Source organism: Porphyrobacter sp. GA68, from assembly GCF_022605525.1.
Classification (GTDB): domain Bacteria; phylum Pseudomonadota; class Alphaproteobacteria; order Sphingomonadales; family Sphingomonadaceae; genus Qipengyuania_B.
This window is the reverse complement of sequence record NZ_JAKQYJ010000001.1, coordinates 977,501-992,386: the sequence shown is the minus strand read 5'-3', so window position 1 is coordinate 992,386 and position 14,886 is coordinate 977,501. Positions and strand designations below refer to the sequence as shown.

6 protein-coding genes, 3 tRNA genes and 2 rRNA genes are annotated in these 14,886 nt (G+C 61.5%); 3 read left to right on the top strand and 8 right to left on the bottom strand.

Features of this window, described 5'->3' with window-relative positions; all coding sequences use genetic code 11:
• Positions 1-79 precede the first annotated feature (79 nt).
• Both LHJ54_RS04880 and LHJ54_RS04875 read left to right on the top strand, forming a co-directional pair.
• Positions 80-1,645, top strand: a complete 1,566-nt coding sequence (locus LHJ54_RS04880; RefSeq protein WP_228242801.1) for a bifunctional diguanylate cyclase/phosphodiesterase — start codon at positions 80-82, stop codon at positions 1,643-1,645.
• On the top strand, positions 1,602-3,071 hold the full coding sequence (locus LHJ54_RS04875) for a methyl-accepting chemotaxis protein (RefSeq protein WP_228242800.1): 1,470 nt from the start codon (positions 1,602-1,604) through the stop codon (positions 3,069-3,071). The genes LHJ54_RS04880 and LHJ54_RS04875 overlap by 44 nt, the downstream gene beginning before the upstream one ends.
• A 41-nt stretch (positions 3,072-3,112) precedes the next feature.
• On the opposite strand, the gene LHJ54_RS04870 is transcribed toward LHJ54_RS04875, so the two are convergent.
• Both LHJ54_RS04870 and LHJ54_RS04865 read right to left on the bottom strand, forming a co-directional pair.
• Entirely contained in the window at positions 3,113-4,333 is a 1,221-nt protein-coding gene (locus LHJ54_RS04870; RefSeq protein ID WP_228242799.1) for an acetyl-CoA C-acetyltransferase, read from the bottom strand.
• On the bottom strand, positions 4,333-5,484 hold the full coding sequence (locus LHJ54_RS04865) for an acyl-CoA dehydrogenase family protein (RefSeq protein ID WP_228242798.1): 1,152 nt from the start codon (positions 5,482-5,484) through the stop codon (positions 4,333-4,335). The genes LHJ54_RS04870 and LHJ54_RS04865 overlap by 1 nt, the downstream gene beginning before the upstream one ends.
• A 149-nt stretch (positions 5,485-5,633) precedes the next feature.
• On the opposite strand from LHJ54_RS04865, the gene LHJ54_RS04860 reads away from it, so the two are divergent.
• Entirely contained in the window at positions 5,634-7,670 is a 2,037-nt protein-coding gene (locus tag LHJ54_RS04860; RefSeq protein ID WP_228242797.1) for a 3-hydroxyacyl-CoA dehydrogenase NAD-binding domain-containing protein, read from the top strand.
• Between the two features lie 220 nt (positions 7,671-7,890).
• On the opposite strand, the gene LHJ54_RS04855 is transcribed toward LHJ54_RS04860, so the two are convergent.
• From LHJ54_RS04855 to LHJ54_RS04830, 6 genes are all read right to left on the bottom strand, one after another.
• Positions 7,891-10,299, bottom strand: coding sequence for a TonB-dependent receptor (locus LHJ54_RS04855; RefSeq protein ID WP_228244296.1), 2,409 nt, complete (start codon positions 10,297-10,299; stop codon positions 7,891-7,893).
• Positions 10,300-11,205: 906 nt separating this feature from the next.
• Positions 11,206-11,282 (bottom strand) — tRNA-Met (locus LHJ54_RS04850).
• 111 nt (positions 11,283-11,393) lie between these two features.
• Positions 11,394-11,508 (bottom strand): 5S ribosomal RNA (gene rrf / locus LHJ54_RS04845).
• Positions 11,509-11,632: 124 nt separating this feature from the next.
• A 23S ribosomal RNA gene (locus tag LHJ54_RS04840) occupies positions 11,633-14,424 on the bottom strand.
• A gap of 245 nt (positions 14,425-14,669) precedes the next feature.
• A tRNA-Ala gene (locus LHJ54_RS04835) sits at positions 14,670-14,745 on the bottom strand.
• Positions 14,746-14,772: 27 nt separating this feature from the next.
• Positions 14,773-14,849, bottom strand: a tRNA-Ile gene (locus tag LHJ54_RS04830).
• Positions 14,850-14,886: the final 37 nt, after the last annotated feature.

Here is a 14,886-nt window from a genome sequence, read left to right as displayed (position 1 = left end):
TCTTGATTAACCCCTCCATTCGGTCGTCCGGTTCTGGAACGATCCGGCAAACGGGCAGGCAGGGGTTTGTAGGCACATAATGGAGAAGGCAACGCCTCCCGCTCTGCTGGTCAAGCCGGTCGTCCACGGCCCCGCGCTCGCCTGTGCGTCCGCCGTTCTGGCGGCCAGCGCACCTGCCGCGGTGCTGGCGTTGGCTCCCGGACAGGACAGGCTGCTCCTTGGGACGATGGCCGGCTCTGTCTTGCTCATCGCCATTGCTGGCTGGTATCTGCTGACAGTGTTCAGGCGGCTGCAACGGCTCACGAACAGCGACAGCTTGACCGGCTTGCCGAACCGCCGGGCCCTGCACGAGGATGTCGGCCACACCGTCCGCCCCGGAGAAGAAACGGCTCTTGCCCTGATCGATCTCGACGGGTTCAAGCAGGTCAACGATCACTACAGCCACTTTGTCGGGGACGCGATCATCCGCAAATCCGCCGAAATCCTGCAACAGGTCAGCAAGGGTGAGGCCAGGTTGTACCGCCTCGGCGGGGACGAGTTCGCGCTGCTGTTCACCGGCCCCCTCGCCGGCACGATTGTCGAAGGCATGTGCCGCGGCTTCATCGAACAGCTGACCATGCCGCTGCTGGTGGGAGAACGGCGCATCACCATCGGGGCCAGCATCGGCTTTGCCCGCAGCACGGGTGACGATCCGCTCGGCTCCAGCGAGTTGCTGCGCCGGGCAGACATCGCCATGTACGCCTCCAAACAGGCAGGTCGGATGCGGTGCACCTGGTTCGTGCCCGAATTGGACGAGAACCGGGAAGCGGCCCACACGCTCGATACCGAGCTGCGCGCAGCACTCGCCAACAACGAGCTGGCCGTGCATTACCAGCCGCTGATCGACGCCGGCACGCAGGACGTTGTCGCAGTGGAAGCCTTGCTGCGCTGGACCCGCGCCGATGGCAGCAGCGTCAGCCCCGAAGTCTTCATCCCGGTGGCCGAGGAAACCGGCCTCATCAATACCATGGGGCTGTGGGTGCTGCGCCAGGCGTGTGTCGACGCGCTGCAATGGGGCGACATCGTGCTGTCTATCAACATCTCGGCCGCCCAGCTGCGCAATACCGAGTTTCCCATTCATTTGGGGCAAATTCTGGAAGAAACAGGGTTCCCACCGGAACGGCTGGAGCTGGAGATTACCGAAACCTGCCTTGTGCTGGACCCGAAAAACGCGGAACGGACGCTGGACGTGGTGCGTGGCTTCGGGGTCAGCATCACGCTGGACGATTTCGGAACCGGCTTTGCCTCGATCGGCTTCCTGCGGCAATTCCGTTTCAACAAGCTCAAGATCGACCGCTCGCTCGTCAGTCAGGCAGAGCATGACCCCGGCAGCCGCGCGATGATGTTGTCCAGCATCACCGTTGCCCGCGCCATGAACATGGACGTGACGGCCGAAGGGGTGGAGACCGAGGCGCAGGCTGCGCTCGTGCGCGCGGCGGGCTGCGACCAGATCCAGGGCTGGCTGTATTACCGCGCCATGCCGGCACGCAACGTCACCGATCTGCGGCGCAGGCTCGCACAAGGCGGCGCCATCGAGACCAACTCTTCCAACGGAGACGGCCATGAACGCGAGTTCAACCCGATACTTGCCCACAGCACGCGCTGAGGCGGCCCCAACAGCGCAACAGCCGGCGGCGCAGTCATGGCAGCGGCCCGATGAAGCGCAGGAAGTCTATCACGTACTCGCCAGCGATACCGCGTTGGTCAGGGGCGCCGCAAGGTGGTTCGGCCGCAGCAGCGCCAACGTGAAGTTGTGGGGAACCGCGCTAGTCCCGCTGGTCATCACGGCGGCCATCAGCCTCCCGGTGCTGTACATGTCGCGCTCCATCCTTGCCGCCGCAGCCGCGCAGGATGTTGCCGAGGTGGAACGGTATGCCGCCCTGATCGGCAATCTCACTCTCGCCGCACTGCTGACGGGTGCCGTGCTTTCCTGGTTGATCGCCGGAGTGCTCTATCGCGAGGTCATCCGGGTCGTGACCGACCTGATCGCCGCAGCCTATGAATTGCTCGACGGCAACACCCAGGTCGGCATTCCCTTCCTCGACCGCCGGGACGAATACGGACAGATTGCCCGCATCATCGAAGCGTTGCGGATCAAGGCCGGAGAGATGATCCGCCTGCAGGAAGAACGCCAATCCGTCGCCGATGCGCGGGAGGAGGAGCGGCTGCATCTCGTCACCACCTTCGAGAAGTCGCTTGGCGATGTCGTCGCCAGTGTTGCCAGTGCCGCCAGCCAGCTTCACTCCACCGCCGGCATCATGGTTGCCGGAACGGACCAGGCCCGCGATCAGACCGATCGGGTCACCCGGGCAATGGAAGAAGCCGCTTCGGGCACCACAGCCGCTGCCGCCGCTAGCGACGAATTTGCAATGTCCATCGGCGAGATCAGCCGGCAGGCCAGCAACAGCGCCGCACTGGCGCGCCGGGCCAGCGATGCCGCAGTTGACGCGGACCACAAGATTTCCCGCCTGTCAGCAGCCGCCGGGGAAATCGGCGAAATCGTCGACCTCATCCAGTCCATTGCGCAGCGCACCAATCTGCTTGCCCTCAACGCCTCGATCGAGGCGGCCCGCGGCGGAGAGGCCGGACGCGGCTTTGCCGTGGTGGCTGCCGAAGTTAAGGATCTCGCGGCTCAGACCAGCCGGGCAACGCAGCAGGTGGCCCAGCAGATCGCTTCCATGCAGGCTTCAACCGGACAAAGCGTCCAGGCGCTGCAATCCATCGGTGAGCAGGTGAAAGAACTTGAATTGACTGCGATTTCCATTGCCTCTGCGGTCGATCAGCAATCTATCGCCGGACAGGATCTTGCCCGCAGCCTCGACCTGGCAGCGCGCGCTACGGATGACGTGTCCGCCAGCATCGGCCAGGTTCGCGACGCCAGCCGCAACAACGGGATCGCGGCGACGCAGGTGCTGCAATCGGCCGACGAATTGGAACGGCAAGCGGGCGCCCTGCGCAGCAAGTCCCTCGAACTCGCGCGGCAGTTCCGCAGCGGTCGAAGGTCAACGCCGCAATCCAGTCGCAGCGTTTGACCAGAAGCTAAAGTCAAGCGCCCAACGGAAGCGCCTCTGCCTTAGGCAGCCACCCGTTCGAACACGGCGGCCAGCCCCTGCCCGCCCCCGATGCACATCGTTTCCAGACCGTAACGAGCCTCGCGCCGGTCCATCTCCCTCAGCAGCGTTGCGAGGATGCGGCCCCCGGTCGCACCTACCGGATGACCGAGCGATATGCCCGAACCGTTGACGTTCATCCGTGCCAGGTCGTCTGCACCGAACCCCCAGGACTGCGTCACCGCCAGAACCTGAGCCGCGAACGCCTCGTTCAGCTCCACTAGATCAATCTGGCCGAGGGTCAGCCCCGCCCGCTCCAGCGCCTTGGCGGTTGCAGGCACCGGGCCGATACCCATCGTCTTAGGCCCCACGCCTGCCACTGCCCAGCTTGCGAGCCGCGCGAGCGGACGCAATCCGTGCCGCTGCGCCGCGTCCCGGGTGCACACGATCGCCGCCGATGCGCCATCGTTCTGGCCGCTGGCATTGCCTGCAGTGACGGTGGCGCCGTCCATCCGGCCTGCCATGAGCGGCGTCAGCCCGGCCAGAGCTTCAGGCGTCACATCCGGCCGCGGATGCTCGTCGCGCGTTACCTGCACATCGCCCTTGCGTCCGTGTACGGTCAGGGGCACGATTTCTGCATCGAACAACCCTGCGTCCTGCGCAGCCACGGCCCGGCGGTGTGAGTCTAACGCCAGCGCATCCTGCTCTCCCCGGCCGATGCCGTACTGCTGCCGCAGGTTTTCCGCCGTTTCGATCATCCCGCCCGGTACCGGGTGATGCCTACCTCCCGCGCTCACCCGGCCGCGCTGCAAGCTGTCCTGCATCGTCCAGTTGCCCTGCACCCCCCAACGGATATCGTGAGTGAAGAAGCTGGCATTGCTCATGCTTTCGGCGCCGCCGGCGATAACCAGCCCGGCTCCACCGGTTGCCACCGTCATCGCGGCCTGAATTACCGCCTGAAGACCGGAACCGCACCGCCGGTCGATCTGCATGCCCGGGACGCTGATTGGCAGCCCCGCGTCCAACGCCACAACCCGGCCAAGCGCGGGCGCTTCCATGCTGGGATAGCATTGGGCGAAGATCACGTCCTCCACCGCCTCGGGCGGCAGGCCGGTCCGCTCCAGCAGCCCGCGAAGCACCGCGGTCCCCAGATCATGCGCCATCAACGACCGCAGCGAGCCGCCGAAGCGGCCCACGGGCGTTCTCACCGGCTCGCAGATCACCACATCGGCGAACGCCTTCATCAAAGCGCCAGCCCTGCGTCGCGCAGCAGGTTGCGGGCAATGATCGTCTGCTGGATCTGACTGGTGCCTTCGTAGATCCGCATCAGCCGCACATCGCGGTAAAAGCGCTCGACCTTGTATTCCGCCATATAGCCCGCACCGCCATGGATCTGCACCGCCCGGTCGGCGCAGCGGCCGAGCGCTTCGGAAGCGAAGTACTTGGTGGCGGCGACATCGCGGCTCGACTTCTCTCCCGCATCGTAGCGCGCCGCCACATCGCGGGTCATGCACCAGGCGGCGTAGGCATCTGTGTGGCTGTCAGCGATCAGTCCCTGAACCAGCTGGAACGTCGCCACCGGTTGCCCGAACTGCTTGCGCCCCGCCGCATAGGCGACGCTTTCCGCCACCAGCCGCTGGGCCATGCCGCTGGCGGCAGCGGACAGGTGAATGCGCCCCCGGTCGAGCACCTTGAACGCTGTTTTAAGTCCCATGCCCGGCTTGCCGCCGATCAGGTTGGCGACCGGCACGCGGACATTGTCGAAAATGACATCGGACGTGACCGTGCCGCGCTGGCCCATTTTCCTGTCCGGCTTGCCGAAGGAAACGCCGTCCGAATCCGCCGGAACGATGAAGGCGGACACGCCGCCAGCTCCGGGTATGTCGCGTTCCGACCGGGCCATCACCGTCAACATCGCGGCCTTGCGGGCGTTGGTGATGTACCGCTTGGTCCCGTTCAGCACGTAATGGTCCCCGTCCCGCTCGGCCGTCGTCCGAATGGAGGCGGCGTCCGATCCGGCATCCGGCTCTGTCAGGGCAAAGCTGGAGATCATCCCTTCGGCCAGCTTGGGCAGCCATTCGCGCTTCTGCTCCTCGGTGCCGTCGATCACGATGCCCTGGCTGCCGATCCCGACTGTGGTGCCGATGGTGGAACGGAACGCGGCCGCAGCCCGGCCCAGCTCAAATACGACCTGCACCTCCTCGCTCATGGAAAGACCAAGCCCGCCGTAATCCTCCGGGATGGACAGTCCGAACAGCCCCATGTCCCGCATCTCGGTGACAATCTCGGCAGGAACCGCGTCCTCTTCCTCCACCCGATCCTCTGCGGGAATGAGACGCTCGTCCACGAACCGGCGCACCGTTTCAAGCAGCAGGGTGAAGGTGTCGTTGTCCAAAGTCGCTCTCCCGCGGCCTTGCCAGTTGCGCCGCGCCACCTATGATTGCAGCGAAGAACAATTCGCACAAGTTGCGGTGGGGCGTTGCCCGGGCTCGCCCGGGTCGGCAATCGCCAACATCACCGGACAGCAAGGGAGCCCTCGACTACATGACCGATCCGATCCGCACCGAACGTCACGACGATGTGCTTGTCATCATCTCCGATAATCCTCCCGTGAATGCTCTTGGTGCCGCGGTGCGGCAGGGGCTGGAACGCGGCATCAAGGAGGCGGAGGCGAACAGCGGCATCAAGGCAGTCGTGATCCGCTGCGACGGACGCACCTTCTTTGCCGGAGCTGACATCACCGAATTTACCAAGCCGCCGGTCCAGCCAATGCTGCCTGAGGTGTGCGACCTGATCGAAGCGTGTTCCAAGCCGGTGATCGCGGCCATCCACGGCACGGCGCTGGGCGGCGGGTGCGAAGTGGCGCTGGCGTGCCATTACCGGATTGCGGTCCCGTCAGCCAAGCTCGGTCTGCCGGAAGTCAAGCTGGGCCTGATACCCGGAGCCGCCGGAACGCAGCGACTGCCTCGCCTGGTCGGGGCGGAAGCAGCCTTGCCGCTGGTAGCATCGGGCGATCCAATCTCGGCCAAGCGCGCCAAGGTCATCGGTCTGCTGGACGCAGTGGTAGAGGGCGATCTGGTGGAAGAAGCCATCCGTTTCGCGCGCGGCAGGATCGGCAAACCCATTCCGCGCACGTCCGAACTGGCGAACAACCGGGATGGCATTACGAACCCCGCGATCTTTGACGATTTCCGCCAGGCGAACGCCCGCAAGCTGCGGGGGTTCGAAGCGCCCAATGCCGCGATCGAGGCGGTGAAGGCCGCGGGCGAGTTGCCTTATGCGCAGGGCGTTCAGCGGGAACGCGAGCTGTTCATGCAGCTGATGATGGGCACGCAGTCGGCCGCCATGCGCCACTACTTTTTCGCCGAGCGCGCAGCGAACAAGATCGACAACCTTCCTGCCGACACCCAGCCATTGCCGATCCGCAAGGTGGGTATCGTCGGAGCCGGCACGATGGGCGGCGGCATCTCCATGAACTTCCTGTCCGCCGGCATTCCGGTGACGGTACTGGAAATGGAAGACAGCGCGCTTGAGCGCGGCACCGGCATCATCCGCAAGAATTACGAAAGCACCGCGAAGAAGGGTCGCATCACCGCCGAGCAGGTGGAACAGGCAATGTCGCTGCTGACGCCCACGCTTGAATACATCGACCTGGCCGATTGCGATCTGGTGATCGAGGCGGTGTACGAGAACATGGGAGTGAAGCAGGACGTATTCCGTGAACTCGACAAGGTCGTGAAGGACGACGCAATCCTGGCATCCAACACCAGCTATCTCGACATCAACGAAATCGCGGCCGTCACGAGCCGGCCCGAACAGGTGCTGGGCCTGCACTTCTTCTCGCCTGCCAATGTCATGCGCCTGCTGGAGGTCGTGCGAGGCGACCGGACACGGCCCGACGTGCTGGCAACCGCGATGGCTCTGGCCAAGAAGATCGGCAAGGTCGCGGTGGTATCGGGCGTGTGCCATGGGTTCATCGGCAACAGGATGCTCGCCAAGCGACAGGAGCAGGCCAACGCCCTGATCATGGAAGGCGCGAAGTATTGGGAGATCGACGAAGTCATGGTCGAGTTCGGCTTCCCCATGGGGCCGTTCCAGATGGCTGACCTCGCAGGGATCGACATCGGCTGGCACCGTGATCCCGCCCGCGTGGAAACTGTGCGCGACGCGCTGTGCGCGGCCGGTCGGCTCGGGCAGAAGGCGGGCAAGGGTTTCTATGATTACGGCGACGGCAGGCAAGGCACACCGTCGGAAGAAGTGCAGGAAATCATCACCCGGTTCTCCGCGCAGTCCGGCAAAGGGTCACGCGACATTGCCGCCGAGGAGATCCGTGAACGGCTGCTTTATCCGATGGTGAACGAAGGCGCGTTGATTCTTGATGAAGGAATTGCCCAGCGCGCCAGCGACATCGATGTCGTCTGGATCAACGGCTATGGCTGGCCGCTGTATACCGGCGGGCCGATGTTCTGGGCCGACACGGTGGGGCTGGCCAAGGTGGTCGAGGGGCTGGAGCAACACGGCCTGCCCGTCAGCGGCTACTTGCGGCAAAAGGCGGAGGCTGGGGAGCGGCTGACGCGGTAAGAGCCGCCATCGCAGCGGTCGGCGCCTCAGCCGGATTTTCGACAAAGACGGTAACGCCGCTGCGCCACGCTGTCGCTAAGCGCGGCACGAAAGAGTGTGCAAAACATGCCACGGCGCGGAGTTCCTGGCCTGCTGAGCGCACTTAACGGCGCGCTCAGCCTGGGCGGCTGTCGGGTCTTGGCCGGCAGCAGCTACCGGCTTTGCTTAACTGTGGCGAACGTCAGAACCGCTTGCGCACGGTGACTCCATAGGTTCGGGGCTGGCCGATCTGAAATCCGAGGCGCGCCCTTCCGCCGCGTTCGCGGTCGAAGGACAGCAGCGCGTTCTCGTCGAACAGGTTGTTGACGTACGCCGTGACCGACAAGTCGTTCGGCAGATTGATGCCGGCGCTGAGGTTCACCAGCTGATAGGCGGGCAGTTCAAGATCCAGCGTTGTTGCAGATCCAGCCGGCTGTCCCCCGAACGGCAGGTTCGCGATGAAGGTGCGCGGGTTGTTTTCCTGATCGCCCGGCTGGGTGAAGCGGCTGCCGACATGCTGGACGCTGGCAGAGAACACCGCTGCGGTCCCGTCGCTGCTCAGTTCCGCTGTGTAGGTCGCGCTGGCGGACAGCTGGAACTTGGGGACCGAAGGCAGGCGGTTGCCATCGCGAATACCGCCAATAACGTTGCCGCCGCTGGTCAAGGTGCTGTCAAACTCGGCCTCGATCAGGCTTCCTGACACGGCTATGTCGAGGTTGTCGACCGGTTGCGCAGCCAGCTCGAACTCGACGCCCATCGTGTGCGCCCGGGGCACGTTGAAGACGATGCGGGAGGAGCACGTCCCGGCGTCCAGCGTCACCTGCAGGTCGTTGATGTCGGTGTAGAAAGCGGCCGCGTTGAAGGTAACACGGCGGCCGAATTGCGACTTCACACCCACTTCGTAATTCCACAGGGACTCGTCGCCAAAGGCTCCTTCAAAAGGTTCAAACGTCGTCCGGTCTTCTGCCGAACACAGCGGCAGGTTGAGCGGGTCGTTGACGCCACCCAGGCGAAAGCCTTTTGCGGCCTGCGCGTTGATCGTGACACTGTTGCTCGCCTCGTAGCTCAGCAGGAACCGCGGGTTGAACCCGTCTGATGCGGTGCGCTCGCCCGTGCGGGTCGTGGCATCCGCGAACAGGCCGCCAAAGCGGATGTCGCGCACTTCCTCGAAATCGTAGTAGCGTAGTCCCGCCGTGGCAGTCAGGCGACCCAGTTCGTAACTCGCTTCACCGAATACCGCTTTCTGGGTGATCTCGTATGGCACCCGAGAATTGTACGGGGAGTCCGGCAGCGTGAAACCGTTGCGGGTGGCCGCCACGGTACCCGCGCCCAGCACGGCGTCGGTGACCGCGTCGTAACCAGGCGTTGGCAAAGCCTGCTCGTACACGCGATCCACCTGCGAGTAGAACGCGCCAAGTACCCACTGAAAGGGCCCCTCGCCGGTGGAGGCAAGGCGCAGCTCTTGCGAGATCGTCTCAAGCTCGGTGGTGTCGCGCAAATTCGACGGGAGCAGCACGGCGGCTGCCGGAAAGCCGAGGTCAACCGACACGCTGCCCGTCAACGCACTGGCGTCGCGGCTGACGAGGATCGAGCGGTCGGTGTAGGAAGTGATGGAGGTCAACTCCACCCCGGCAAAGTCAAAGGTTCCGACCAGATCTGCGATCAGCGTCTCGTCCCTGAACTCCTCGTCAAGGAGCAGGAATTGCTCCCGCTCGCGGAAGGTTACGGCAGGGCGCGTGGTGTTGAACGGGTTGGCGTAGAGGTTGTATACCTCTTGCCGGTTGAAGCCGTTGGCCTTGACTTCCTGGTACAACACGCGCGGCGTGATGGAGATGTTGGCAGTCGGCTGGAACAGCAGGGCGATGCGGCCACCTGTCCGGCTGCCGCTGTTCACGTCCTCATCCCGCCCACCCCCTTCGCGCAGCGCATCGACAAAGCCGCCATATTCGGTGTGGTAGCCGACCACGCGCAGTGCTGCGGTGCCCCCAAGCGGCAAGTTGACCGCGCCCTTGATATGGCCACCAAGCGCATCGCCGCCCACCAAGTTGAGGTTACCCTCCACCTGCCCCTCGAACACCGAAAGGCGAGGCTGGTTGGTGATGTAGCGTATGGTGCCGCCCACCGATCCTGAGCCGAAGAGCGTGCCCTGCGGCCCGCGAAGCGTTTCTACGCGGTTCAGGTCGAACAGATCGATGTCAGGCGTGAACAGCGACAGCGAGATGACGCTTTCGTCGAGATAGATCCCGACCTGTTCCTTGACCCCCGGCTGATCGCGGACGATCTGGCCGGAGGAGACCCCGCGCACCGCCACCTGACTCTGGCCGGGCCCCAGGTTCTGCACTGTCAGACCGGCGACGTTACGGGAGATGTCCTCGATTGTTGTAGCTCCGGATCGCTGCAGGTCGGCTTCCGATTGAGCGTTGATGGAAAATGGCACGTCCTGCACAGTGCTGTTGCGCCGGGTCGCGGTGACAATAATTTCGTCGTTGCCTTCGGTTTCTTGCGCACCGGCCCCCTGCCCAATACTGGTTTGAGCAACAGCAGAAGTGGTTGCGCAGCACCACGCAATCGTGCTCACCCCCAACAGCAGACCAACTGTCTCCCGGCGCATCATTCGTCTCCTCCGCTGTAGCTGGAACGCAATATTCACCTCGCTTCAGCAGAATGGAAGGCAGATTATTTTATAGGTCCGACTTGTTGCCAGATGGCAACAGGGTAGCCGCTTGATTGCTTAAGTTGGCTAGCTCGAACCATGCCGGCGCAATAACGCGAAGAGACTGCCTACCCCGCAGTCTCTGGCGATGTTGCCGCCAAACCCCGTTGCCACGGTTGCTGCTGGCGAAGTCTCCACGCAGTCAGCTGCCAATGGGCTAGATCTGTTTGGCCGACCTTCTGAAAAGCTGCTCTTTGAGCCTTCTCCAACTCCGATTGGTGCAGCCATGAAATTGTTCGGAGGATCGCGATGGGCGCGAACCTGCCGCGAGGCGCGCAGCTTCGCCGCGGCATCGTCCTGAGGATTTCTTGGAATGTAAGGTGCGCGCCAGGTAAAAGAGAAGCGGCAAGAAACTTAAGCGAGAACTCCGGGGCGACTCCGCGTGACACGCTGCACACGCTGGCGACCTAGGGCCGAGGACAAACGCCTATCGTTTTCTCTGTCGCGGCCAGCCTCCCGTCGGTCAATCAAAAGAGAATATCGGCTCTTCGGTGTATGGGCGCAAAGAGAGATCCAGGGTCCGCGCAGCCCAGGCATGCTGCAGAGGCCCGACATGGGAGCGTGGTCGCAGCTTGGAAATTGCTGAACGACGCAAGGCGGGTCACCCGTCCTGCAAAGTACAGGCTGGATCAAAGGCCGCCGCGCTGATGCAACCGTGCCTTATCGGCACCGCTGCGCTAGCACACTCACGCTAGATTACCGTGAAAAAGAGCCGCACTTACCAGCCGCGCGTCCTCTTATCAGCCATCTAATGTAGAGCTGCGTATGAGTCGAAGCGGTGCGCCCAAATTGTGCACCGGCGCTTGGTTGCGGGAGTTGGATTTGAACCAACGACCTTCAGGTTATGAGCCTGACGAGCTACCGGACTGCTCCATCCCGCGTCACCAGCAAGTCTCCCGCCGGGAGACGGAAAAAAAGGGCCACAACCGGCCCTTGAGAACGGCAAAAGCCGCTGACATGTGAATGGGTTACCTGCACACGCCGGCTGCAATGCCTGGCGACGACCTACTCTTCCAATGCTTGAGCATTAGTACCATCGGCGCAGTCTGGTTTCACGGCCGAGTTCGAGATGGGATCGGGTGGGTCACAGACGCTATAGCCACCAAGCAATGAAGCTGGCGTGTGCGGGTCTAAATCGATGCAAGCTGTTCAAAAAGGGCGTTATCTAGCAAGACAATCCCCCTCGCCGCAGCACTGCCGATGGCAGGACTGTCGTTGACGATGTGGAATTCTCAAGCGCGAACAGAACTATTAGGACCGGTTAGCTTCACACATTACTGTGCTTCCACACCCGGCCTATCAACGTCATGGTCTATGACGGTTCGATGATACCTAATCTTAAGGGAGGCTTCCCGCTTAGATGCTTTCAGCGGTTATCCCGTCCATGCATAGCTACCCTGCGGCACCCTTGGCAGGATGACAGGTACACCAGAGGCATGTTCACCCCGGTCCTCTCGTACTAGGGGCAACTCCTTTCAAGTATCGACGCCCACGGCAGATAGGGACCAAACTGTCTCGCGACGTTCTGAACCCAGCTCACGTACCACTTTAATTGGCGAACAGCCAAACCCTTGGGACCTGCTCCAGCCCCAGGATGTGATGAGCCGACATCGAGGTGCCAAACGATTCCGTCGATATGAGCTCTTGGGAATCATCAGCCTGTTATCCCCGGCGTACCTTTTATCCGTTGAGCGATGGCCCTTCCACGAGGGACCACCGGATCACTATGACCGACTTTCGTCTCTGCTCGACCTGTCGGTCTCGCAGTCAGGCAGGCTTATGCCATTGCACTCTCGCAGCCGGTTTCCAACCGGCCTGAGCCTACCATCGCGCGCCTCCGTTACTCTTTAGGAGGCGACCGCCCCAGTCAAACTACCCGCCACAGAGGGTCCCACTACCGGATAACGGTAGCTGGTTAGACATCAGAAAACAGCAGGGTGGTATTTCACCTATGGCTCCACGACAGCTGGCGCCGTCGCTTCAAAGCCTCCCACCTATGCTACACAACTCTTTCCTAATGCCACTCTGAAGCTGCAGTAAAGGTGCACGGGGTCTTTCCGTCTAACCGCGGGTACTCCGCATCTTCACGGAGAATTCAATTTCGCTGAGCATATCCTGGAGACAGTGGGGAAGTCGTTACGCCATTCGTGCAGGTCGGAACTTACCCGACAAGGAATTTCGCTACCTTAGGACCGTTATAGTTACGGCCGCCGTTTACTGGGGCTTCAATTCGGAGCTTGCACTCCTCCTCTTAACCTTCCAGCACCGGGCAGGCGTCAGACCCTATACGTCGTCTTGAAGCCGACTTAGCAGAGTCCTGTGTTTTTGATAAACAGTCGCTACCCCCTGGCCTGTGCCCCCTGCTACTGCTTGCGCAATAACAGGGCCTCCTTCTTCCGAAGGTACGGAGGCAATTTGCCGAGTTCCTTCAGGATACTTCTCTCAAGCGCCTTGGTATACTCTACCTGACCACCTGTGTCGGTTTCGGGTACGGTCTATACGGAGAGGCTATTTCCAGGAACCGCTTGGCCGCCCGTTCAATCCAATAAGAACGAACAACGTCCACGATCCGTCACACATCTCCAGGCCCACGAATATTAACGTGGTTCCCATCGACTACCCCCTTCGGGCTCGTCTTAGGGGCCGGCTCACCCTGCGCCGATTAGCGTTGCGCAGGAACCCTTGGTCTTTCGGCGAGAGGGCATCTCACCCTCTTTGTCGCTACTCATGTCAGCATTCGCACTTCCGATACGTCCACGGTCGGTTACCCTCCCGCTTCACTCGCTTACGGAACGCTCCGCTACCGCTCAGTCGTAAGACTGAACCCTAAGCTTCGGTGCATCACTTTAGCCCCGTTACATCTTCGCCGCAGGAACCCTTATTTAGACCAGTGAGCTGTTACGCTTTCTTTAAAGGATGGCTGCTTCTAAGCCAACCTCCTGGTTGTTTTGGGATTCCCACATGCTTTCCCACTTAGTGATGACTTGGGGACCTTAGCTGTAGGTTAGGGCTGTTTCCCTTTTGACGACGGACCTTAGCACCCGCCGTCTGTCTGCCAGACAAGTCTCGATGGTATTCGGAGTTTGGTTAGGTTTGGTACCGCTCGCGCAGCCCTAGCCCATCCAGTGCTCTACCCCCATCGGCATACATCTGACGCTCTACCTCAATAGATTTCGCGGAGAACCAGCTATTTCCCGGCTTGATTGGCCTTTCACCCCTAAACACAACTCATCCGAGCATTTTTCAACATGCAACGGTTCGATCCTCCAGTGCGTGTTACCGCACCTTCAATCTGGTCATGCCTAGATCGCCGGGGTTCGGGTCTAATGCATCATACTCTGTCGCCCTATTCAGACTCGCTTTCGCTGCGCCTACACCTAACGGCTTAAGCTTGCATGATACACTAAGTCACTGACCCATTATGCAAGAGGTACGCTGTCACCCGCTATGGGGCTCCAACTGCTTGTAAGCATCCGGTTTCAGGTACTGTTTCACTCCCCTAATCGGGGTGCTTTTCACCTTTCCCTCACGGTACTGTGTTCGCTATCGGTCATGTACGAGTATTTAGGCTTGGAGGGTGGTCCCCCCATGTTCAGACAGGATTTCACGTGTCCCGCCCTACTCAAGTCTTCTCACATCGCTTTCGCATACGGGACTGTCACCCGCTATGGTCACTCTTTCCAAAGTGTTCTGCTAACTGAATGAGAAGCACTGGCCTGGTCCCGGTTCGCTCGCCACTACTACGGGAATCTCTATTGATGTCTTTTCCTCCGGGTACTGAGATGTTTCAGTTCCCCGGGTTCGCTTCACCAAACCTATGTATTCAGTTCGGTGATACCTTATCCACCTCTCCCGCCGTCCGCCGAAGCGGATGATGGAAGAAATGGTGAAGGTGGGTTTCCCCATTCGGAAATCGCCGGATCAAAGTTTGCTCACAACTCCCCGACGCTTATCGCAGCGTGCCACGTCCTTCTTCGCCTGTACATGCCAAGGCATCCACCAAATGCTCTTACCTCACGCTTGAGAATCCACATCATCAACGACAGGCCTGCATAAAAGCCTGACGTCTGGTGATGATGCAGAGGAATTATCTCAGCCAGATAATCAATTTGATTGATTTGTGATGATATCGAGCGCCGGTCGAAACCAGTCGCACGACACCGCCACGGCATCGATTTAAAAACCCATTCACAATGTCAAAGATCGCGAAGCATCCGCCTCACTACCGGCCTGCGGCCGGATAGCTTTTCGTTTCATCCTGGAGTATCTGGTGGAGCCTATCGGGATCGAACCGATGACCCCCTGCTTGCAAAGCAGGTGCTCTCCCAGCTGAGCTAAGGCCCCGTCAGATAAGTGCATTCACCCTAGGCATGGTGGGCCGAGGAGGATTCGAACCTCCGACCTCACCCTTATCAGGGGTGCGCTCTAACCAACTGAGCTACCGGCCCGCACAAGCCATGCTGGCCACCGACCGAAATCGGCGAG